Here is a 22494-nt window from a genome sequence, read left to right on the forward strand (position 1 = left end):
GCGTGGGAGGAGAGTATGGCTGATTTGTATGCCTGGATAGCTGCTAATAAACTCCCACAGCTTCAACTTCCAAACGCTTCCGTCAACAGCGGGCTGCAGCAGGCAATGGATCTCTGGAGAGGGCAGCCGCAGCCCAACTGGAATAGCTGATGAGCTGGTCAGTCCTTGGCGATGTCTTGTTGGCTTCCGTCACGGAAGATGAACGTCACTGTGCCATGCTGGCTGACGGTGGCGTGGTCGAGGAGAGTCACGCACAGGTAGGGACTGAAGGTTAGATTGTTGATCTCGAGGTCGGTAGTTTCTTGCCGGTAGTAGCGGTAAGCGGCGAGGCGATTCTGTTTGCTCTGGATCTGGGCGTATACCTCGGCATGTCGCGCGAGGAGTGCTTGGTGCTGCTGGTGGACTGCGTTGAACTTCTGCTCATAGGCGTGTTGGTCTTGTGCGACGCGTGCGTTGTGGGCGATCAACGCTTGGATTTTCTTGGCCACCTCATCGATTTGGGCGACTAGACCTGCGGCTTGAACTTCCAGGTCGCTAGTATCGAGTACCTCTAATAACGCCTGGCTTGTGCTGTCATCGGCTGGCTTATCGAAGCGCAGTTGGATGGCGTCGAGGAACAGGTCTTTGAGGCGCTGATCGTCGATGTGCCCGGTGGCGCATTTTTCCTGGCCTGAGTATTTGTGGCCGCACCGCCAGATGACCTTTTCGTACTTACTGCCCGCGTGCCAGGTTTTCGATCCGAAGAAGTGTCCGCATTGGCCGCAGATGAGGGTGGATGAGAAGGGGCGGGTGCGGTGCTGTGTTCGCTGATCTCTAGCGCCTTTAGCGATTTCGGCTTGGACAAAGTCCCACACGGCGGGGCTGATGATGGCCTCGTGGTTTCCGGTGACGTAGTACTGGGGTACTTCGCCCTCGTTGATGACTTGCTTCTTAGTGAGGAAGTCTGCGGTGTAGCTCTTTTGCAGGAGTGCGTCTCCTTTGTATTTCTCGTTGGTGAGAATGGAGCGCACGGACTGGTAATGCCAGGTTTTATTCCCTGCTGCCGTGTAGGTTGCTGGCTCGTCTGTCAGGGTGTGCGCGATATGCCTGATGGAGTGGCCCTCCAGGTACATGCCGTAGATACGGCGCACCAGTTTTGCCTGCTCAGGGTTGACGACGAGGTTGCCGTCTTCACCCTTGTCGTATCCGAGGAAGCGGGAGTATGGGACGGTGACTTTGCCGTCGGCGAAGCGTTTGCGGTGTCCCCAGGTGACGTTTTCTGAGATGGAGCGGGCTTCTTCTTGGGCGAGGGAACTCATGATGGTGATGAGGAGCTCGCCTTTGGCGTCGAAGGTCCAGATGCCTTCTTTTTCGAAGAAGACCTCCACGCCTTTGTCTTTGAGGGTTCGAACGGTGGTGAGCGAGTCGACGGTGTTGCGGGCGAACCGGGACACACTCTTGGTGATGATCAGGTCGATCTTGCCGTCGAGCGCGTCGGTGACCATCTGCTGAAATCCAGCGCGGTGTTTGGTTGAGGTGCCTGTGATGCCTTCGTCGGTGTAGACCTTCACGAACTGCCAGCCCGCGTGATCGCTAATGTAGCGGGTGTAGTAGTCGACCTGGGCTTCGTAGGACGTCACCTGATCGTCGTGGTTGGTGGACACGCGGGCATACCCGGCGACCCTGCGCAGAGTCGTTTGTCCAAGTGGAGCACCAGTGTGGAGCGCTCGGGTGGCGGGGATTGCTGTGACGGTGCGGGCCATTTAGCGTTCGCCTCGCTCGGCGCGCAGGCGCTCAGCCTCTGCCTTGGCCACGGCCCGGTACTTCGCCAATGCTTCTGGTGGTGTTGGTGCTTGCCGTGGGTTGTTCAACCCGAGCCTTTTGGCTTCGGCCCAGCGGGCACGCAAGAGTTCACCCCAGGCGGCTTTTCTTGCTGGGGTTCACGAGCTCTTCTTCAGGTTTGGTCGCCACGTGTGCGAGCTGCTGGTGCCATCGGTGTAATGAAACGTGTAGTGGTCTTTTCCCTGCACGTCGATGTGGTCGATACGCTCGTTGAACACCTCTTGGTCGAAGGTCTCGATGTCAAGGACTTGGGCGATGAAGCCTTTGAGTGCCGTGTCAGAGATCTCGCAGGTGTCGCATCCGGTTTTGCGGCCTTTCTTGCGTTCGGTGCAGATCCAGTGCTCGGTGGAGATCGAGTTTTGGGTTTTCGGATTGCGTATGTTGCGCACGAACGAGCAGTTGCAGGACACGCATTTGATCTTCGCCGTCAACGCCACAGTTTCGATGGACCAGTTCGCCCGGGCCCCGAGTTCACGGCGGCGTGTGATCTCGGTTTGTACAGCGGTGAAGGTGTCGCGGTCGATGATCGCGGGGATCGCGTTTTCCACCAGGTATTGCGGCAACTGGCCGGTGTTGCGCACTGCTCGTCCAGGCCTGCCCTCCGGAGTGGACCATCGCCCTAACAAGAGGTCGCCGGTGTAGTGCGGGTTCTTCAGGATGTGACGGACCCATTCCCCGGGCAACTTGTTATCAGCCTGGTGCGGAACCCTACCGTCAGCGATGAGCTGTGCGGCCATCTTTTCGCACGAGGTCTTCTTCATGTACTGGGCGAAGATCCAACGCACCACTTCACGTTTTGGCTGATTTGCTCCGATTCTGCCTGCGCGAAAGACGCCAGCAGGGTGAGCATGAGTTCACCGCCAGCGCTGGTTGAGGAGATGTTCTCTTTATCGAATCGCACCTCCACCTCGAGGTCTTTCAGCTCGCGAACGGTTTCGAGCAGGTCGACGGTGTTGCGAGCGAATCGCGAGATCGACTTGGTGAGGATCAGGTCGATCGCTCCTTTCCGGGCAAGGGCCAGCATTTCTTGGAACTGGGGTCGATGCGTGGGCTGCGTCTCTGCGCAGGCTCAACGTCTAGCTCAAGGGACTTGACCCCAGTCGGGAGTTAGGTTAGGCTAACCTAAGTGAAAGGAGGTTTGCTGTGACAGACCGATCCGGTACAGTTCGACGCTCAGCTCGCGGGGGATTAACCGACTCAATTCTAGGTACCCGAAATCTCATGATGGTGGCCTCCCTGTCGGTGGTCGGCCTCATCATCCTCATCCCACTGAGCTACATCGCGCCGGCGGGTGCGGCTTCGCAGAGCGCAGTCTGGCTCGGGGTGTCCCTTCTCGGACTTTGGGTCATTCCCTACCTCCTTCCTCTGGCCGTTGTGCGAAGGCCGGGCGCTTCGCTGCTGGCCGCGCTGATCATCGGAGTTGTGAGCGTATTTACTACTCCCACTGGGCCTGCCGCGATTGTCGGTAACGTCATTGGCGGGCTCCTGGTTGAGTTTCCCATGGCGTTGATGCTGTACCGGAAGTGGACGTGGTGGGCGTATCTGATCTCCGCCGCATTCTTCGGGGCATTTAACAGCCTGTTGTACCTCACGCTGCTCAAGCACGCGGTGGGAATCTCGGTATCGGGACTGATCGTGCTGGTGGGAGTCACGTCGTCCGTCATTGGCGGTTTGGCCGTCGTCGGACTAACCCGTTTGCTCAACAATGCAGGCGTAGGCGTAGGCGTAGACCATCGTGAGTGAAAGGCTGGCCTCCACTTTGAGCAGCGAGCAACGGTCTGTGAGCGAGTCCGCGCGGGCGCTCCTGGCGGTTGAGGATCTTTCCGTTCACTACTTGGGTCAGGACCGGTGGGTGCTGCAACGTCCAAGCCTGGTCCACCTGAGCGGTCAGGTAACGGCCGTCATTGGGCCCTCTGGATGCGGTAAAACTACCTTCGTCCGAGCCGTGTGCGGCCTTGTGCCCCACTGTCTGCCGTCCGAATACTCCGGCAGCGTTCAAATTGCCGGCGCCGAAATCGCCGACGCCACGGTCCAGTTGATCGCTACCAATGTCGCCTACGTGGGACAAAATCCGGATGCCGCAGTCATTACCCGTACGGTGTATGACGATGTCGCGTTTGCGCTGCAGAACCTCTGCCTGCCTGTTCCTGAGATTGATCGACGGGTACGCGAGGCATTGGCTGCGGTTGGTCTGGAGACCAAGCTGTGGGAGAGCCCATGGAGATTATCGGGCGGCCAACGCCAGCGCCTAGCGATCGCGGTAGCACTGGCTATGCAGCCCCGCTTACTTGTCCTCGATGAGCCAACATCGACTATTGACACGCAAGGCACGGACGAGTTTTACAGCGTCATCCAACAGCTGGTTAGCGATGGCGTGGGCATCGTGGTGATCGACCATGACCTCGACCCGGTCCTACCCCTGTGCGATCACGTCATAGCGCTCAACGCGCAGGGCGCGGTGATCGCGCAGGGAACTCCACATGAGGTTTTTCTCAGCCATACCGCGGAACTTGAGGCGTGCGGAGTGTGGCTGCCCCGTGCGTTACGCGACGAATCCCCGCACCACGCCTTGACCTGCGAGCAGGCGGGCATTCGAGTTCCCCGCATCACGGATATCTGTGGTGATTCGGTGCAATATCAGCGGCGCACCGAAGCAGGATGGGAAACCATCGATGCGATTGACACGCTCGACGGTGGAGGCAGCGCCACGGTAGAGCTGGCAGATTTCTGTGTTCCCGGACGTTCCCCAGCTATCTCTATGCGGCTACGGGGTGGCGAGTTTATCGCGCTTATAGGGCCGAATGGCGCAGGCAAAACATCCCTGCTCGCGGCGCTGGCGGGTCTCATACCATCAAAGGCACAACGCGCTACGGTCTGCGGAGAGGTTGTGCGGCGAGGGCGGCACCAGGTCGGCTACGTGTTTCAAAACCCGGAACATCAGATGGTTTGTTCCACCGTGGCTGGCGAAATCTCCACGGGGGATGTTTCCGCGTCTAAAGCCGAGGCTATTGTGGAGCAATTCCATCTCTCCCAGTATCGAGACCAACACCCGTTGACTCTCTCAGGCGGCCAGATTCGTAGACTATCGGTGGCTACGATGGTCGCCGAGAGCCGCGATGTGATTGTCCTTGACGAGCCCACGTACGGCCAGGACTGGGCGAATACCTGCGAACTCATGGCCTTCATCGACGAACTGCGCGCTGAGGGCAGAACCGTCATCATGGCCACCCACGACCTAGAACTTGCCCTATCACGCTGCAGCCACATCATCGCGCTACCTGCTGCCGTTAGCGAAACTCGTGAAAACGCCGCATCCGCAGCACCAGCGAACCCGCCTTCGCCGTCCGTGCCCCGTGGACTCTTCTCATCGTTCAATCCTGTGACGTTGCTATTGGCGCTAATCCCGGCGATGGTCATGGTGTTCGTATGCAAGGACCCGGCCGTCAATGTTGGAGTGCTCATCGCAGCGAGCCTGGCCATGGTAGCCGCGAGAGCGAGTCGCGCTCGAACGGTCATGTCACTGCTAGCACCCTGGGTCATCGCAGCTGTGCTACTGCCGGTGTTCCGCTACAACTACACCATTGAAGAGGTCAGCCCACTCTACAATCACGGTGGCGAGCTTGCGGCAGCGAGCGGTATCGGGGCACTGTTGTCCCTCATGCTGCTTTCAGGCATCAGCACTCATCCGGAAGCGCTGCTTCGCACGTTGACGACGACGTTCAAGCTTCCCTATCGGGTCACTGCGGCGGGAGCTGCGGCTGTCGCCTTCGTCACTCGTTTCCGGCAAGATTTCCAGCTGTTGCGCACAGCGCGGGCATTGCGGGGTATTGGGGCATCATGGGGGCCGTTAGCGCCCGCAATTCGATGGGTGGGTTCCCTCGTGCCGCTGGCGATCCTCGCCGTCCAGCACGGCGAACGGGTTGCCCTGTCGATGGATTCACGTGGCTTTGGCGCCTATCCGCGGCGCACGGAACTCCAACACACACCGTGGCAGGTGCGAGATTGGTGCCTGGTGGGCCTCCTTTGGGCCGTTACTGCGTTGCTGTGGTGGTGGCGCCAATGAACGTTTCGAAAGACTCGACTCGACAGGAGCCTGATGTGAGTATTTCCGTCGCCGCACTAATCCGCCCGGCCAAGGGCGCGATGGTCCTTTCCGCAGTCCTCACAGCCTTAGGCGCTATCGTCACGCTGGTGCCGTTCGTCGCCTTACACAACATGGCCGCGATCTGGCTTGACGGGCAGGTGCGCACCGGCTGGACCGGAAAGCCGTGGGTTTGGGCCGTGATAGCGGTGCTTTCGCTGTTCGTGGGCCAATTGCTCTACCTGTTTGGATTGGGTGTCACCCACGAGGCAGAAGCCAAGCTCCGACATCGGTTGCGCGGCAATGTGGTCCAAGCGCTGGGCAGTTTGCCCTTGGGTAGGGTCTCGCAGGTGCCGCATGGGGCCATCCGCAAGATGGTGTGTGACGATACCGCAGCTATCCATACTCTCGTTGCGCATGTTCCCGGTGATGTCACCAACGCCGTGGTCTCGATGGTCGTAGGCCTCGGGTATCTCGTGTGGGTCGATTGGCGACTGGCGCTCGCGCTCTTTGGAACGTGGGCCGTAGCGATCATGATCATCGTCAGCACGACCATGCGCGGCTATAGCGATATCACCGAGCGATTCGGACATGCCCAGACCGCACTGGCCGCAGCCACCGTCGAAATGCTTGAGGGCATTAAGGAGATCAAGAATTTCCAGGCCACCGATGCGACCCGAACGCGCTTTAACGCCGCCCGCCAGCAATTTTCTGCCATCTCCTTCGACTGGGTTCGTCGCTCCGGCAGAGCGATTAGTCTGCTCGGTTCGCTACTGCGTCCAGCCACGGTCTTCGTCACGGTCGCGTTACTGGCGGCGCTATTCGTCGCGCAGGATTGGAGCACGCTGTCGGCGACGCTGCCATTCTTCCTGATCGCTCCCGGTATCCCGGAGGGGTTCACGGTGCTAGTCGGTCTGATGCAGCATATCTATGAGTCGCAGCTGGCGGCTCGCACCACGGCAGAGCTGCTTTCCGAGAAACCCATGCCCGAAGGCAGCCGCACCCAAGAAGAGGGCCCAAACCCCGGCCAAGTTGAGGTCTGTGAGGTTTCCTTCTCCTACGAGCCTGACGTGCCCGTTGTGCACGGTGTCTCCTTTACGGCTGAGCCCGGAACGGTCACGGCTCTGGTGGGCCCGTCGGGCGGAGGGAAGTCCACACTGGCCCGGCTGATTGCGCGCTTTTACGACGTCAATGATGGCGTGGTACGCATCAGCGGTGTGGATGTGCGCGAGGCGAGTTTTTCGTGGCTACTTTCCCGCGTCGCGATCGTCCTACAGGACGTAACGTTGTCGAACGATTCGGTCCATACCAATATCGCGCTGTCGAAACCGTCGGCAACGCGCGCCGAGGTCGAGGCAGCAGCCCGTGCGGCATGCATCCACGATCGCATTATGCGTCTGCCCGAGGGGTATGACACCGTGCTTGGCGAGGTTGGTGGCTTCCTCTCGGGCGGTGAGCGGCAACGCATCACCCTGGCGCGAGCATACTTGCAGGATGCGCCGATCTTGATTCTCGACGAGGCCACCGCGCAAGCAGACCCCCAGTCGGAGCGTGCGATCCACGAAGCGCTCAGCACCTTGGCATCCGGGCGCACGGTGATCATCATCGCGCATCGACTCGCCACCATCCGAGACGCCGACCAGATCCTCGTGATTGAGGACGGCCACATCACTCAGCGTGGTAGGCACGAGGACTTGGTCGACCAAGCGGGGACCTATAGCGAGATGTGGCGGGCCCAAGAACTCCATTACATGGCCTAAGGAGAAACACGCTCATGTGGAACCTAATGATCAGGGTCGTCAACAGGGCCGAGTTGCGTACGTTGGTGGGCTGGTTCGCCTTCTCCGCTGTCCTACAAGGCATCACACTGGCGTTGATGATCCCCTTCCTTCGGGCATTATTCTCCCGCTCTGAAACCCTTGGCACCTGGCTCGTCGTCGTTGCCATCCTCGGCGCGATCACGGTGACGGTCGACACCTTCGCGATGTACCGCTCCTATCGGATCAGCGTCTATGAAGTATGCGATACCTTAATTGATCGCGTAGCAGATCATGTCTTGCAGCTGCCGCTTGGGTGGTTTAATGCCAAACGCGAAGCGGACGTGGCTAATGCGACATCCAAGGAGATCAACACCCTGTCGCATCTGGCATCAATGGTGATCCCGAACCTGTGCAACGCCTTCATCGTGCCGTTGGTGATGCTCGTTGCCACCGCATTCATTGAGTGGCCGTTAGCTGTGGTCATGGCAGTGTCGATCTTGCCGTTTATTCTCACGTGGCGGAAAATGTCGGCGGCAACAACCAGAGCCAATGACATGGAAGACCGTACCTCGGCCGCCGCAGCCGGCCGGTTGATTGAGTTCGCCAGGCTACAACCGGTGCTTCGAGCCACGGGTGCCGCGACGTCGTGGGACCCCGTACAAGAGACTCTGCAAGCCGACTCTGAGGCGACGTTGGCCGGGCTTCGGATCAAGGGCCGACCTGCCCAAGGATTCAACCTCATCGCTAACGTGACTTTCGCGGTGGTGCTCGCCTTGGGGCTGTCGTTCGTGACCGGAGCGCGTCTGGACCCGATTGCGTATCTGGTGATCGCGGCGGTCAGTGCGCGCATGCTGCTGCCGCTCACAAAAGCCGCGCTCTACGCATCTGAGGTCGATAACGCCGCAGTGGCGTTGCGCCAGATGGGAATAATCCTTGATGCCGCGCCACTTGCCGAACCTGATTCCGAGCAGGCACGGGAACCGCGTGGGACGTCGATTGATTTCCGAGGAGTGTCGTTTTCCTACGAGTCAGGCCGGCCTGTCCTAGACGATGTCTCGCTCACCGCCCCGCAGGGAGCAGTCACCGCACTAGTGGGGCCGTCAGGGGCCGGGAAGTCGACGATCTTGCGTCTCACCGCAAGGTTTTGGGATGTCGACGCCGGTAGCGTGACCATCGGCGGGGTGGACGTGCGCGAGATTCCAACCACGCGGATCATGGAGCTGACCTCGATGGTGTTCCAGGACACCTACCTGTTTGACACCACGATCCGGGAGAATCTGCGGATTGCCCGTCCCAATGCGACGGACGCCGAGTTGGAAGAAGCAGCTCGCAAGGCGAGACTTGATCGGGTGATTGAGGCGCTGCCTCACGGTTGGGATACCGAAGTGGGGCCTGCCGGGCAGAGCCTGTCTGGAGGTGAGCGCCAACGAGTGGCAATCGCTCGGGCATTCATCAAGGATGCTCCGATACTGCTGCTCGACGAGATTACCTCGGCGCTGGACGGCGAGAATGAATCGGCGATTAGCGACGTCATCAGTCAACTATCTGAGGGCCGCACTGTGATCGTGGTAGCGCACAGACTATCCACCATAGATAGCGCCGATCAGGTGGTCTTCCTCGAACCCTTAGCGGACGGTGCTATCGTCGCCGAAACCGGCACGCCTAAGGAATTGTCTAGTCGGCCCGGACGGTTCCACGATTTCGTGGCTGCCGCCGATGCGTCGTATCGTTGGCAGCTGAGACACACCTCAGATTAGCGGACGCGGTCCCGGTGTCAGGCGCCAAGCCCTAAACCCACAGCTCGAATCGGAGTACCTCGACACGTTTGGCACACGTGGTGCTGTCGCGAACATGGCGCTAGTGGGATCATGTGCGAACAGCATCTCGCTGATGAGCGAGGGCGCTACTAATCACCAAGGGAGTTGAGTCCCTCATAGTGGTGTAGCGGGGTGGTCGTGCTGGACAGCAGGGCGGTCACCGTGTGATCCTCGAGTTTCGTCCCCTACAACTCACTCGCGAAAGGCCACACGATGACCGCTACCCATATTGTCGACCCTGCCGGGCTGCTTGGCGAACTGCTTGCCGAGGCGTCACCTGTTGCAGACTGTGATCAACGAGTTGCTGTCTGCGGATGCTGATGCGGTTGCAGGTGCCGAGTACGGCCGCCCAGATCCTGACCGACGTGCCCAGCGCAACGGCTACCGCCACCGGCCTCTCGATACCCGTGTTGGGACCTTGGACATCGCGGTCCCGAAACTACGCCAGGGCACCTATTTCCCTGAGTGGCTGCTGGAGCGTCGCAAGCGCGCCGAGTCCGCATTGATCACTGTTGTTGCCGACTGCTATCTCGCTGGAGTCAGTACTCGCCGGATGGACAAGTTGGTCAAGACGTTGGGAATCAACCGGCTGTCGAAGTCCCAGGTCTCTCGCATGGCCGCCGAGTTGGACGAGCACGTCGCCGAGTTTCGACACCGTCCACTAGGCGATGCTGGGCCGTTCACGTTCGTGACCGCCGACGCGTTGACGATGAAAGTTCGCGAGGGAGGTCGTGTGGTCAACGCGGTCGTCATGCTCGCGACCGGGGTCAACGCCGACGGGCATCGCGAAGTCTTAGGGATGCGGATCGCCACGAGCGAGACCGGCCCGGCCTGGAACGAGTTTTTCGCCGATCTGGTCGCCCGAGGACTGTCCGGGGTCCGGCTGGTCACCTCCGACGCCCACCAAGGCCTCGTGGAAGCGATCGCGGCGAACCTGCCCGGTGCCGTCTGGCAGCGTTGCCGCACTCACTACGCCGCGAACCTGATGAGCATCACTCCCAAGAGCTTGTGGCCGGCGGTCAAGGCCATGCTCCACTCCGTCTATGACCAGCCTGACGCCGATGCTGTTCACGCCCAGTTCGACCGGCTGCTGGACTACACCGCCGAGAAACTCCCCGACGTCGCAGACCACCTCGATGCCGCCCGCGCTGACATTCTCGCGTTCACCAGCTTCCCGACCGAGGTCTGGCAGCAGATCTGGTCGAACAACCCCACCGAACGGCTGAACCGCGAGATCCGGCGCCGCACCGATGCGGTTGGGATCTTCCCAAACCGGGAAGCGATTGTCCGGCTCGTCGGCGCCGTCCTGGCCGAGCAAACCGATGAATGGGCAGAAGGCCGCCGCTACCTCGGCCTGGAAGTCCTCGCCAAGAGCCGCCTCAACCTGATCACCACACCCACAACCACGACCGATGCCGACATGCCCGCACTCGCAGGCTAAAACCCCAAACGAGAGGAAAACACCGTTACACCACTACAAGGGACTTGACCCCCAACTTGCTAAAAGCTTTGTAGTTGACTAGGAGTGCAGATGGTCGTCGGCCCACCTGCAAGAACGAATAGCAAGCGGTATCGTCTACAGGTAGAGGTGCTACCCGCATCATTTGTCGAGACCCCGCGTCTATTCTTGCGCGCGAGATCCCGACTGGTTCACCCCCTCTACGGACGCCAGCCGGGTAGTGACGTGCCAGATACTCAGCGGTACAGCAGGCTAATCTCCAAACGTCCGCGGCAGCCGGAAATCCCAGTTCATAGCCGGTATCGAAGCTGTTCGATGGCCCTGCTCCGCACTGGGGTCTTGTATCCAACGTGACCAGTTGTGCGAAACTTTCATTCCACGACGGATACAAACGCGCGCGAGCTACGATTTGGCCGCCTGACTGGTTCACTCCGCAATCCATGAGCAATTTGAGAGAATGCCATCCAACCGACGACTTAGGGGCAAGTAATGACTGGCGAAAATAGGCAGCTCGATGCAAAGGAAATAAGCGTCGGCAGGCTACTTAATGATGGAGACTACGAGTTTGTCATCCCTGAATACCAACGCCCTTATGCCTGGGGCGTCGAGGAAACCCTGCAGCTCCTTTCCGACTTGCTTGGCGCGCTGGAACGTGACACTGACGAGCCTTATTTCCTCGGTTCCGTCGTCTTGGTCAAAGACCCAAGCAACCCCCGCGCTGAGGTCATCGATGGGCAGCAACGACTGACTACCCTCACCCTTTTGCTTTCGCTTTTACGCGACCTGGCTACCGATGACGAATTGCGTAGAGACATCCACAAGCTCATTGAGGAACCGGCGGTTGGCTGGGAGGACAAGGCCGCTCGCCCCCGTTTGGCGCTACGTCCACGCGACAACCAGTTCTTCTTAGAGAACGTCCAACAGCAGGGCGGCACTCTCGGGTTGGTCGGGCTGAGCGACAACATCCCGGAGACGGACGCCCAGCGCGGTCTGCGCGACAACGCCAAGGCACTCTACGAGGAGTTGCAGAGCCTTACTTCCGACCTGCGCAAAGATCTGTTTCGCCTCATCGCACGACGAGCATTCTTGGTCATCGTCGCAACCCCTGACTTGAACAGTGCGTATCGTATCTTCTCGGTGATGAACGCTCGGGGACTGCCTTTGTCTCCCCAGGATATTTTCAAGTCCCAGATCATCGGTGCGATCCCTGAAGAACAGAAGCAGCATTACGCTGACCGGTGGGAACGTCTTGAGGAAGATTTGGGCCGTGATGAGTTCGGAGATCTGTTCCTTTATATTCGTGCGATTAAAGCACGCACCCGAAGTGTCAAGAGTTTGTTGCAGGAATTCCCTCAGCAGGTTCTCAACGTCTATCTGCCTGACAACGGAATCGGTTTCATGAAGGAAGTTCTCGAGCCGTATGCCAAAGCAAACATTCGTCTGAATGCTCAAGACTTCCAAGGAGATGTCCCACTTTGGGAGCAGATCAACAACTGGCTAAAGCGTTTAGCTCAACTCGACAATGATGACTGGCGTCCCCCGGCTTTGTGGGCGATCACCGAACACGGCGAAGACCCCGAATTCCTAGTCGCGTTCTTCAGCAAGCTCGAACGCCTCGCTGCCAGCATGCTTGTCCGCCGGGTCTACGCGACGCCACGACAGCAGCGTTACATGGAGCTACTCAAACAACTCGCTGATGGACATGGCCTGGATTCGCATAGCTTCGAACTCACCGAAATTGAACGGGCAGAGACGTTGGAACGCCTCGACGGTGACATCTACTTGGCTACGCGTGTTCACAAGTATGTGTTGCTACGGCTGGACTCCGTGTTGGCTGATGACCCAGGAGCTTCCTACGATCACAAGATCATCTCGGTCGAGCATGTTCTGCCCCAAACCATCGATCCCGATAGCCAGTGGGCCTCGAACTTCACGGAGGAAGAGGCAGCGACGTGGACGCATCGTCTTGGGAACCTATTGCTGCTCAACCGCCGGAAAAACTCCAGCGCCGGTAATTACGACTTCGACGTTAAGAAGGAGAGGTACTTCAAGTCGGGGAAAGGCGTGGCGGTGTTCGCACTCACCACGCAGGTACTTGGAGAACCGGTGTGGACTCCGAGTGTTATCGAGCGACGTCAGAAAGAACTTCTTGAAATTTTGAAGAAGGAATGGCAACTCTAGTCACACCCTGACACCTTCCCAAGTTACTGCTTGATGGCGACTACTTGGGTGCTGCCGTCGCGGAAGTGGAAAGTCACCGTACCGTCGATGTTAACGGTGCCTTTGTCGAGCAAAGCTACGCAGAGGTATGGGTTGAAGGCCAACTGTTCAAGTTCAAGGTTGGCGGTCTCTTGCCTGTAGTAGTGGTAGGCGGCTAGTCGGTTGTGCTTGTTGTGGATTTCGTCGACCACGGCAGCGTGCTCAGCTAACAGCGCCTGGTGCTGTTCGTGGCTAGCGTTGAACGCCTTCTCGTAAACCTGTTGGTCTTGCGCGACGCGTGCGTTGTGGGTGATTAGTGATTCGAGCTTTTTCGCTACTGGAGTGGCCTAAGAATTAGGCCCACTCGGTTTAAGTGTTGACCGTGTTTTCTTGTTTCCATTGTTCCGCGTATTTCCGTGGGCTGAGGTAGCCGAGTGAGGAATGCGGATGGAAGTTATTGTAACGTGATGACCATTGGGCCACGAGTAGGCGGGCATGCTCGAGATTCTCGATACTGTTGTCCTCCAAGAGTTCGTCTCTCATCCGGTTATGGAAAGACTCAACGAACCCGTTATGCCAGGGCTGGCCTGGTGGGATGAATGCCTGGATTGTCTCACCCTCGGCTGCCCACTCCTGGAGCGCATGAGCGATGAACTCGGGCCCGTTATCCATCCGGATCACCCGCGGGCGCCCGCCGTGCTCCAGACAAGCCACGTCAAGGAGTTCGGTCACCGAGACCGCGTTAATGTTCTTGTCGACCGTGAAGGCGAGGTGTTCGCGGGTGTATTCATCGATAATGTTACAGATTTTGATTGTCTTGCCGTGCCAGGTTGAATCGAACTGGAAGTCCAACGCCCACACGTTGTTCGGGTACTGGCCGGCAGGAACATCACGATGGGTATCGGCAGCTAGACGCTTGAGCTTCTTCCTAGGCAAGACACGCAAGCCCTCTTCACGCCAGATCCTGCGGAAAGTCTCGCGGCATATCCCGTACCCTTCGGCGAGGGCGTTTCTCCAGGCGCGCCGGTGTCCCCACCGGCGATGATCCTTAACGAAGTCGTGCATCCACGCGCGTAGGTCCGCGTACTTATCCGGCTTGTTCTCGCGGGTCCTAGCGCGCCGGTAAGCACTGCGAGAGAGCCCAACAATCTGGCAGGCAAGTCTTTGGGAGTAGCCCAGCCCGACCAGATGCCAGACGGCATCATGGCGGCGAGCTGGGCTTAGAAGTTTCCCTCCGACAATTCTTTCCACGCAGCCTTTTCCAGCTCTGCCTGACCTAGGAGGCGTTTGAGGCGCGTGTTTTCCTCGCGCAGGCGCTGGAGCTCTTTCGCCTCGCTCTTGGTCATCGCCCCATAGGTAGCCTGCCACCTGTTCAACGTGGCTTCGCTAATCCCCAACGTGGTCAGGATCTGAGCTGTAGTTGATCCCGATTCCTTCAATTCCCGCGCCCTATCGAGCTTACGAACAATCTGCTCGGGAGTATGCTTGCTGAATTTCTTCACCATTCATCCATTCTCCCCACCCACAGGCAGGGCATCAATGGACAGCACTCAAGTCACCTGGACCTAAAAACCTAGAGCACTCCAGGTTCGGTATGACGTAGTCTGTACTTCGGCGTGTCGTAGATTTGTGAGATTATTCGTGCTAACCACTATATGTGGTGCCCGCAATGTGGGTCAGGACTAGATGTAGGGGTGGGATTGCTGAGGTGCAAATGCTGAGAGGAGAACATGCTGATGAGTGAACGCAGGGAAGGCCGAACACGAAGCGTCGCGGAGGTGCGAGTGCTCGAGGGGCAAGATTCACCTGACCTGGTGTTTTTCTCGAGCGTTTCGGAGAACACCCTCCGCTTCGTCGAGAAGCTCGAGCGCCCGGCGGTGCGGATCCCACTCCGACCGCGCACAGAGGGAATGATCCGAGTGACCAGGCCCTACGTGCTCGTGGTTCCGACCTACGGCGGCGGAGCGCAGGCCGGGGCGGTGCCGCGGCAGGTGATTACGTTCCTGAACGATCCTGCAAACCGCGCGCTGATCCGCGGCGTGATTACCGCGGGGAACACCAACTTCGGTGAGCACTACTGCATCGCAGGACCGATCATCTCAGCCAAGTGCAAAGTTCCTGAGCTGTACCGCTTTGAACTTCTTGGCACCAACCGCGACGTTGCTCGAGTCAAGGCTGGTTTAGACGAATTTTGGGCACGACAGAACACATTAGAAGCAGAAGCAAATGAGGAGGACGTCGCATGACGATCGCCACACCATCAGAAACAACCACCCCCAACACTGCACGGGTTGGCGGGGTCGGCGAGCGGAAGGACTACCACGCGCTCAACGCCCAGCTGAACCTGTTTGCGGCGGACGGGTCGATCCAGTTTGACAAGGATCACGAAGCGGCGGAGGCCTACCTGAACCAGCAGGTCATCCCGAACACGAAGCAGTTCGCTTCGGTGTGGGAACGCCTGGAGTGGCTGATCGAAAACGAGTACTACGAAGCCGAATACCTGCGCGCCTACGACAAGGACTTCGTCGAGCGCCTCCACGAACAGGCCGACGCTTTCGGGCACAAGTTCCAGACCTTCCTCGGTGCGTTTAAGTTCTTCACCTCCTACGCGCTGAAAACCTTCGACGGCAGCCTCTTCCTCGAAAACTTCGAGCAGCGAGTTGTTGCCACGGCGCTGTTCCTCGGTCAGGGTGACGAGGAACTGGCTTCGAAGACGGTCACCGAGATCCTCTCGGGCCGTTTCCAGCCGGCAACTCCGACGTTCTTGAACGCGGGTAAGAAACAGCGCGGCGAGCTCGTGTCGTGCTTCCTGCTGCGCGTTGAAGACAATCTCGAATCGATTGGCCGCAGCGTTAACTCTGCGCTGCAGCTGTCCAAGCGCGGCGGCGGTGTGGCGCTGCTGCTGTCAAACCTCCGCGAGGCGGGTGCCCCGATTAAGCAGGTCGAGAACCAGGCTTCCGGTGTTGTTCCCGTGATGAAGATCCTCGAAGACAGCTTCAGCTACGCGAACCAGCTCGGCGCTCGCCAGGGCGCAGGCGCTGCGTACCTGCACGCGCACCACCCCGACATTATGCGGTTCCTCGACACGAAGCGTGAAAACGCTGACGAGAAGATCCGCATTAAGACCCTGTCGGTTGGGGTTGTGATTCCGGATGTGACCTTCGAACTGGCTAAGCAGAACAAAGATATGCACCTGTTTAGCCCCTACGATGTGCTTCGCGAAACCGGTATTCCGCTTTCGGATCAGTCAATCACCGAGCGCTACGACGAGTTCGTCGCGAACCCGCGGATCCGCAAGACCACGATCAGCGCGCGCGAGTTCTTCAAGACCCTCGCTGAGCTGCAGTTCGAGTCGGGCTACCCGTACGTGCTGTTCGAAGACACTGTGAACCGTGCGAACCCGCTCGAGGGGCACATCAACATGTCGAACCTGTGCTCGGAGATTCTGCAGGTGAACACCGCCTCTGAGTACGACGCCGTAATCGGGTACGAGACGATCGGTCACGACATTTCGTGCAACCTCGGCTCGCTGAACATTGCGCAGGCAATGGCCAGCCCGGACTTCGGCGCAACCGTTGAGATTGCGGTGCGGGCGCTGACGAGTGTGTCGGATCAGACCGACATTCAGGCGGTGCCGTCAATTGCCGAGGGTAACCGTGCGTCACACGCCATCGGCCTCGGCCAGATGAACCTGCACGGCTACCTCGCTTCGCAGCGCATCCACTACGGCAGCGAAGAGGGAATTGACTTCACCGACGCGTACTTCCGCACGGTGACCTACCACGCGCTGCGCGCTTCGAACCAGCTGGCGATTGACCGCGGTGCGACCTTCGCGGGCTTCGAGAAGAGCGACTACGCTGACGGCAGCTACTTCGACCGTTACACGGCCGAGGAGTGGGTGCCAGAAACCGCGCGGGTGCGTGAGCTCTTCGCCGAGGCTGGAGTTGCGCTGCCGACGGTTGCGGACTGGGAACAGCTGCGCGAGTCGATCCGCGAACACGGTATCTACAACGCGTACCTGCAGGCGGTGCCACCGACCGGGTCGATTAGCTACGTGAACAACTCGACGGCTTCGATCCACCCGATCGCCTCGAAGATTGAGATTCGTAAAGAGGGCAAGCTCGGCCGCGTGTACTACCCGGCTCCGCACATGACAAACGACAACCTCGAGTTCTTCGAAGACGCCTACGAAATCGGCGCCGAGAAGATCATCGACACCTACGCTGCTGCGACCAAGCACGTGGATCAGGGTCTGTCGCTCACGCTATTCTTTAAAGACGAGGCGACCACTCGCGACATCAACCGCGCGCAGATCTACGCGTGGCGCAAGGGCATCAAGACGCTGTACTACATCCGCCTGCGCCAGCCCGCGCTCGAGGGAACCGAGATCGAAGGCTGCGTTTCCTGCGCGCTGTAGTCGCGTTCGCGCCCGTGCTGCGCGCGCGGGCGCACCGCGCGCCGTCCGCGCACTCCGCGCACTGACCACCAGACACCACTAGTGAAAGAGCTTTATTGAACTATGACTGATCCGTTGAACACCGACCGCCCGCTGCAAGAGATCTCGGTCACCCCGCCGTCGTACCGCCACGACCCGGCAGCGCGGCTGCGCCCCATTAACTGGAACCGCGTCACCGACGACAAAGACCTCGAGGTGTGGAACCGTCTGACCGCGAACTTCTGGCTGCCAGAGAAGGTGCCGCTGTCAAACGACATCCCCGCGTGGCAGAAAATGACCCAGGAAGAGCGCACCCTCACGATGCGCGTCTTCACCGGTCTGACCATGCTCGACACCGTGCAGGCAACTGTCGGTGAGATCGTGCAGATCCAAGACTCCCGCACCGAACACGAAGAGGCCGTCTACACCAACATTGCGTTCATGCAGTCGGTGCACGCCCGCTCGTACTCCTCGGTGTTCTCAACGCTGACGAGCACCCCGGAAATCGACGACGCCTACCGCTGGGCAGTTGCCAACGATCTGCTGCAGGAACGCTGCAAGAAGGTGCTGCACCACTACTACGGCGATGATCCGCTCAAGCGTAAAGTGTCTTCGACGCTGCTGTCGTCGCTGCTGCTGTACGCAGGGTTCTACCTGCCGCTGCACTTCTCGGTGCACGCGACGCTGACGAACACCGCAGACATGATCCGCCTGATTCTGCGTGACAAGGCAGTGCATGGTTACTACTCGGGTTACAAGTACCAGCGCGGACTCGAGACGCAGAGCAAAGAGCGTCAGGAAGAGATGCGCAAGTTCACCTTCGACCTGCTGGAAGAGCTCTACGAGCTTGAGCTGCAGTACTCGGGTGAGCTGTACGAGCCGCTCGGCCTGATGGACGACGTTGCCGTGTTCGTGCGTTACAACGCGAACAAGGCGCTGATGAACCTCGGTTACCCGTCGCGGTTTACCGCTGAAGAGACCGAAGTGAACCCTGAGATTCTCGCGGCGCTGTCACCTGGCAGCAACGAAAACCACGACTTCTTCAGTGGATCAGGATCGAGCTACATCATCGGTAAGGGCGAAGACACCACCGACGACGACTGGGACTTCTAGGCTCAAGGGCTTAACGGCTCGAGGGCTCAGCGGCTCGATTCGGGCCGCACCGTCCGAATAGCGCACCGCGGGTTGGACGCTGGCACACGCCGGCAACCTTCCCGCGGTGCGCTGTTTTGTGCCCGAGCCAGCGCGATTCTTGTCGACTATGATCGACAAAACCTCCGCAAAGTAGCAGCTTGTCGACTATACTCGACAAGACAGGGAGGTTTGTGGTGGACAGAATCATTGAACGCCCGAGATACTTTTCGCGGATCCAGCCCTTTATCGACAAACCCCTCGTGAAGGTGCTCACCGGTGTGCGTCGCTGCGGCAAATCTACGATTCTGCAGCAGCTGCAAGAAGTGATTCGCGCGGGCAGCGCTGATCCACAAGTGTTTGCGATGAATTTTGAGTCCGCTGACGGGCTTCACATCACAGACGCAGCGGCGCTGCTACGGCGCATCGAAGCCGAAAACCTCAACAAAAACACCCGCGCGTATTTCTTCTTTGACGAAATTCAGCAGGTCGCCGACTGGGAGAAAGCCATCAACGCGATCCGCGTCGACTATGACGCAGATATCTATGTCACCGGGTCGAATTCGCGCATGCTTTCCGGTGATCTCGCCACACATCTTGCCGGTCGCTACGTTGAGTTCTTGATCCAACCGTTTTCGTTTGCGGAATTTGTCGAGCTGCACCGCCAAAGCGACCGCACACTGAGCGAACACTTCCAGCACTTTGTGCAGTTCGGCGGTTTCCCGGCGTTGAAATACTTCAACCTCGACCGGGAACCCTCGCTCGACTACCTTGACTCGGTGTACAACTCGGTTGTGCTCAAAGACGTGATTGAGTATCACCAGATCCGCGACGTCGACATTTTTCACCGCATCGTCGGTTACTGCTTCGCAAATATTGGAAAAACCTTCTCGGCGCAGTCACTGGTGCGTTTTTTCAAAAGCGAGGGGCGCACCGTTTCGGTTGATACCGTGTTGAACTACCTTGAGTTTTGCGTGAACGCTTTCTTGATTTATCGGGTTCCGCGCTTTGACATTGCGGGGAAGGCGAGGCTTCGGGCAACTGAGAAGTACTATGCGGTGGATCACGGTTTTCGTGAAACGCTCGGCCTTTCGAACCAGGCCGACATTGAGCTGACCCTCGAAAACATCGTGTGCGTGGAGCTGCTTGCGCGCGGGTACGAGGTAAGTGTCGGAAGAGCCGGCGCGCGCGAGATTGACTTCATCGCCCGCAAAGGTTCCGACACTGAGTACTTCCAGGTGAGTTACCTGCTCGGCAGCCAAAACACCGTCGACCGCGAGTTCGGTGCCTTTCGCGGGGTTACCGACAACTTCCCGAAAACCGTGCTGAGCATGGACCAGTTCGACATGAGCCGCGACGGGATCCAACACAAAAACATTATCGAGTGGCTTGTCGAGCCCTCACCGTTGCACAGCTAGGTGTCATCGCCTAGCCTGAATACCAACATGACCGGTACCGCTACCCATTTTGGTGGGAGCCCAGGGCCGGTCTTTGTTTTTCTCGATCTAGCCGTCATGCTCCTGTAGCCAAATGAGGCCACCCAACGCGCTGGGGCCGTGGCATTATTTAGGTAATCGTTCAGCCCGCTTCGACCATCAGGTTGGAGACGGGCTGGATTTCTTTCGAGGCATGAAAACCCGATGAAGAAGATCAAAAATCCCACCACGGTTGAAGTGCAGATTGCCCTCATGCGCTCACGAGGGATGGAGCTCAACGAATCCCTAGCAAGGCAGTGGCTGTCTAGCGTCTCTTACTACAGGCTGTCCGGGTATTGGTACGCCTACCGGATTCTCCCAGAGCCTGAAGACCCCAAACAGCCGCAACGCGCCGACAGCTTTGTGCGAGGCACGAAGTTCGAAGAAATAGTCGCTCTCTACGAATTCGACCGTAAAATGCGCACACTTATTTACGATGGGATTGAGCGGATTGAGGTTGCGCTACGTGCACGGATCGGCGAACTACTCGTCGCGAAAGGAGCCTTATCTTACAAAGATCCAGGTATCTTTCGTGAGGATTTCCGGCATCAAGACTGGCTAGAGACTGCTGAGAAGCGTGTGGATCGCGAGCGAAAACGTAACCGCGCTGTGGCTCACTACAGTGTCAACTACGGGGATTACCCATTCTGGGTTCTTGCTGATGTCCTTGATTTTTCCGATATTTCCATCCTCTTTGATGGCCTCACTCTTGATGATCAGCGGAGTATTGCACACAGTTTCGGTTTCTTTGGCGACGTCGATCGATTGAACTCTAAGCAGAAGAAGAGCTACTACAACCAAGATCCCCTCGCTCGATGGTGCGAACAACTCACCGTTCTGCGAAACACAGGTGCACATCACGGCCGCGTATGGAACCGCCACTTCACCCCGGCAGCGACGAATGCTTTCCGAACGATACAAGAACTGTCTTGTCTCCCGAAGGGGCGGTGGGGTTACCCGCAAATCGTGGACACGTAGTGGAGCTACCTAGTGGTTAGGCAGCTATTCCTTTTCTGCTAGTGATTAGACCAATTTGGTTCTCAAAGTCGACGGGGCTGACCATACCGAGTGCGGAATGTCGGCGTCGACGGTTGTAGACGACTTCAATCCAGTAGGCAACGGCCTTGCGTGCAGCATCACGGGTCGTCCAGCGCTTACGGTCGTAGAACTCGGTTTTAAGCGTCGACCAGAACGACTCAGCCATCGCGTTATCGAAGCACACACCAGTACGCCCCACGGACTGAGCAATGCTCAGGCTGCGGCAAACCTCCCAGAGCTGCTCGCTAGTGAATTGAGCTCCGCGGTCAGCGTGAAACACCAGCCCATCAGGAACGTCACCACGCAACGTGTGCGCCATCCGCAGGGCTCGCTCGACCAGGGAAGTATCTTGAACGCTATCCATAGCCCAGCCCAGCACCCGGCGGGAATGGCCATCGCGGACCGCGCACAAGTACAACCAGCCTTCACCGGTGCGCAAGTAGGTAATATCTGACATCCACACCCGGTTGAGCTCACCAGTATCAAACATGCGCTTGACCAGGTCAGGAAGCGTGGACTTACGCTTAGCTTGAATCGTTGTCACCGGGACAAAGGCCCGCGGTGAAATCCCCTCAATCCCCATCATGCACATCCGTTTAGCCACAGTCTTACGGTTAAGCGCAATGTGGTAGCGCTCGGCAAGTTCTGCGGTGATCCGCGGCGCACCATAAACCTCATCGGAGTCTTTCCAAATCCGGTGAATCTTGCGGTCAACATCATCGTAAAATGCTGCACGATCATCTTCGCCCGATAGTCGCTTCTGCTGCGTATGGGCCCATTTGTAGTATCCAGACCGAGACACTTTTAAAAGCCGTGCCATGCGCTTGATGCTGTAGTTCGCCTTCTCCTGCTGCATCAATTCGAACTTTTCTGCTCGCGTTGCTTCGCAGCGAAGAAGGCTGTCGCTTTTGACAAAAACTCGTTATCCATCTTGGCTTCAGCCAGCTCCCGACGAAGACGAGCATTCTCAGCACGAAGATCAGCCTCGCTCATCCCATCTGATGCTCCTCGGCACTCACGCTCGAGTTTGACCCACCGGCCTAAAAGCCCGGCGGACACACCAATCTTCTTAGCCACATGAGCAATCGGACGCCGCGACTCTATTACCAGGTTCGCGGCTTCACGCCGATACTCCGGCGTGTACTTCTTGCGCTGTTGACTCACAATGAACATCCTCTCCTACGGACACAAGATCCACACTAATAGGGTGTCCACTAAACGAGGGTAACCTCAGGTTTTGGCTGACACCTAGCCCGACGTCCGCCATCCGCGTCTGAT

At 58.5% G+C, this 22494-nt stretch carries 16 protein-coding genes and 2 pseudogenes; 11 read left to right on the forward strand and 7 right to left on the reverse strand.

Going from position 1 to position 22494, the window contains the following annotated elements:
- Positions 1 to 158: 158 nt before the first annotated feature.
- The 3 genes and pseudogenes from DAD186_RS02965 to DAD186_RS11050 all read right to left on the reverse strand — a co-directional run.
- Positions 159 to 1742, reverse strand: a complete 1584-nt coding sequence (locus DAD186_RS02965) for a recombinase family protein (protein ID WP_065247447.1) — start codon at positions 1740 to 1742, stop codon at positions 159 to 161.
- A 177-nt stretch (positions 1743 to 1919) separates the two neighbouring features.
- Positions 1920 to 2582, reverse strand: a complete 663-nt coding sequence (locus DAD186_RS11045) for a recombinase family protein (protein ID WP_208854270.1) — start codon at positions 2580 to 2582, stop codon at positions 1920 to 1922.
- Positions 2579 to 2857, reverse strand: a pseudogene (locus DAD186_RS11050) (recombinase family protein); the annotation flags it as partial. The gene DAD186_RS11045 and the pseudogene DAD186_RS11050, both read right to left, overlap by 4 nt.
- A gap of 185 nt (positions 2858 to 3042) precedes the next feature.
- On the opposite strand from DAD186_RS11050, the gene DAD186_RS02975 reads away from it, so the two are divergent.
- From DAD186_RS02975 to DAD186_RS03000, 6 genes and pseudogenes are all read left to right on the forward strand, one after another.
- A complete protein-coding gene (locus tag DAD186_RS02975) occupies positions 3043 to 3564 on the forward strand; it encodes an ECF transporter S component (protein WP_236886259.1) in 522 nt (173 codons plus the stop codon).
- 37 nt (positions 3565 to 3601) lie between these two features.
- A complete protein-coding gene (locus DAD186_RS02980) occupies positions 3602 to 5884 on the forward strand; it encodes an ATP-binding cassette domain-containing protein (protein WP_082991210.1) in 2283 nt (760 codons plus the stop codon).
- 35 nt (positions 5885 to 5919) lie between these two features.
- Entirely contained in the window at positions 5920 to 7662 is a 1743-nt protein-coding gene (locus DAD186_RS02985) for an ABC transporter ATP-binding protein (RefSeq protein ID WP_013170751.1), read from the forward strand.
- Positions 7663 to 7676: 14 nt separating this feature from the next.
- Positions 7677 to 9419 (forward strand): ABC transporter ATP-binding protein, encoded by a 1743-nt coding sequence (locus tag DAD186_RS02990; RefSeq protein WP_065247003.1) that lies wholly within the window; start codon positions 7677 to 7679, stop codon positions 9417 to 9419.
- Between the two features lie 273 nt (positions 9420 to 9692).
- A pseudogene (locus DAD186_RS02995) lies at positions 9693 to 10920 on the forward strand (IS256 family transposase).
- 507 nt (positions 10921 to 11427) lie between these two features.
- Positions 11428 to 13119 (forward strand): DUF262 domain-containing protein, encoded by a 1692-nt coding sequence (locus DAD186_RS03000; protein ID WP_065247449.1) that lies wholly within the window; start codon positions 11428 to 11430, stop codon positions 13117 to 13119.
- A gap of 23 nt (positions 13120 to 13142) precedes the next feature.
- On the opposite strand, the gene DAD186_RS11120 is transcribed toward DAD186_RS03000, so the two are convergent.
- The 3 genes from DAD186_RS11120 to DAD186_RS03015 all read right to left on the reverse strand — a co-directional run bounded on the left by DAD186_RS11120 (position 13143) and on the right by DAD186_RS03015 (position 14642).
- A complete protein-coding gene (locus DAD186_RS11120) occupies positions 13143 to 13349 on the reverse strand; it encodes a hypothetical protein (RefSeq protein WP_065247450.1) in 207 nt (68 codons plus the stop codon).
- Between the two features lie 157 nt (positions 13350 to 13506).
- Entirely contained in the window at positions 13507 to 14388 is an 882-nt protein-coding gene (locus DAD186_RS03010) for an IS3 family transposase (protein ID WP_016664107.1), read from the reverse strand.
- Positions 14358 to 14642 carry a transposase gene (locus DAD186_RS03015; RefSeq protein WP_016664108.1) on the reverse strand — a complete coding sequence of 95 codons (285 nt, stop codon included), beginning with the start codon at positions 14640 to 14642 and terminating at the stop codon, positions 14358 to 14360. Before DAD186_RS03015 ends, DAD186_RS03010 begins: the two co-directional genes overlap by 31 nt.
- Before the next feature lie 225 nt (positions 14643 to 14867).
- On the opposite strand from DAD186_RS03015, the gene nrdI reads away from it, so the two are divergent.
- The 5 genes from nrdI (at position 14868) to DAD186_RS03040 (ending at position 21156) form a co-directional block, all read left to right on the forward strand.
- Positions 14868 to 15383 carry a class Ib ribonucleoside-diphosphate reductase assembly flavoprotein NrdI gene (gene nrdI, locus DAD186_RS03020; protein ID WP_019174207.1) on the forward strand — a complete coding sequence of 172 codons (516 nt, stop codon included), beginning with the start codon at positions 14868 to 14870 and terminating at the stop codon, positions 15381 to 15383.
- Positions 15380 to 17554: a class 1b ribonucleoside-diphosphate reductase subunit alpha gene (gene nrdE / locus DAD186_RS03025; RefSeq protein WP_065247451.1), complete on the forward strand. Its 2175-nt coding sequence runs from the start codon at positions 15380 to 15382 to the stop codon at positions 17552 to 17554. The genes nrdI and nrdE overlap by 4 nt, the downstream gene beginning before the upstream one ends.
- 102 nt (positions 17555 to 17656) lie before the next feature.
- Positions 17657 to 18685: a class 1b ribonucleoside-diphosphate reductase subunit beta gene (gene nrdF / locus DAD186_RS03030; RefSeq protein ID WP_016664111.1), complete on the forward strand. Its 1029-nt coding sequence runs from the start codon at positions 17657 to 17659 to the stop codon at positions 18683 to 18685.
- Between the two features lie 215 nt (positions 18686 to 18900).
- Positions 18901 to 20121, forward strand: coding sequence for an ATP-binding protein (locus DAD186_RS03035; RefSeq protein WP_034372399.1), 1221 nt, complete (start codon positions 18901 to 18903; stop codon positions 20119 to 20121).
- Between the two features lie 222 nt (positions 20122 to 20343).
- Positions 20344 to 21156: an Abi family protein gene (locus tag DAD186_RS03040; RefSeq protein ID WP_065247452.1), complete on the forward strand. Its 813-nt coding sequence runs from the start codon at positions 20344 to 20346 to the stop codon at positions 21154 to 21156.
- Between the two features lie 16 nt (positions 21157 to 21172).
- Here the strand turns inward: DAD186_RS03040 and DAD186_RS03045 are convergent.
- Positions 21173 to 22389 (reverse strand): IS3 family transposase gene (locus DAD186_RS03045; protein WP_157457077.1). Its coding sequence is split into 2 segments (ribosomal slippage): positions 21173 to 22128 and positions 22128 to 22389, totalling 1218 coding nucleotides; the frame shifts between segments, so codons are not numbered across the junction.
- Positions 22390 to 22494: the final 105 nt, after the last annotated feature.

This window comes from Dermabacter vaginalis, assembly GCF_001678905.1.
Taxonomy (GTDB): domain Bacteria; phylum Actinomycetota; class Actinomycetes; order Actinomycetales; family Dermabacteraceae; genus Dermabacter; species Dermabacter vaginalis.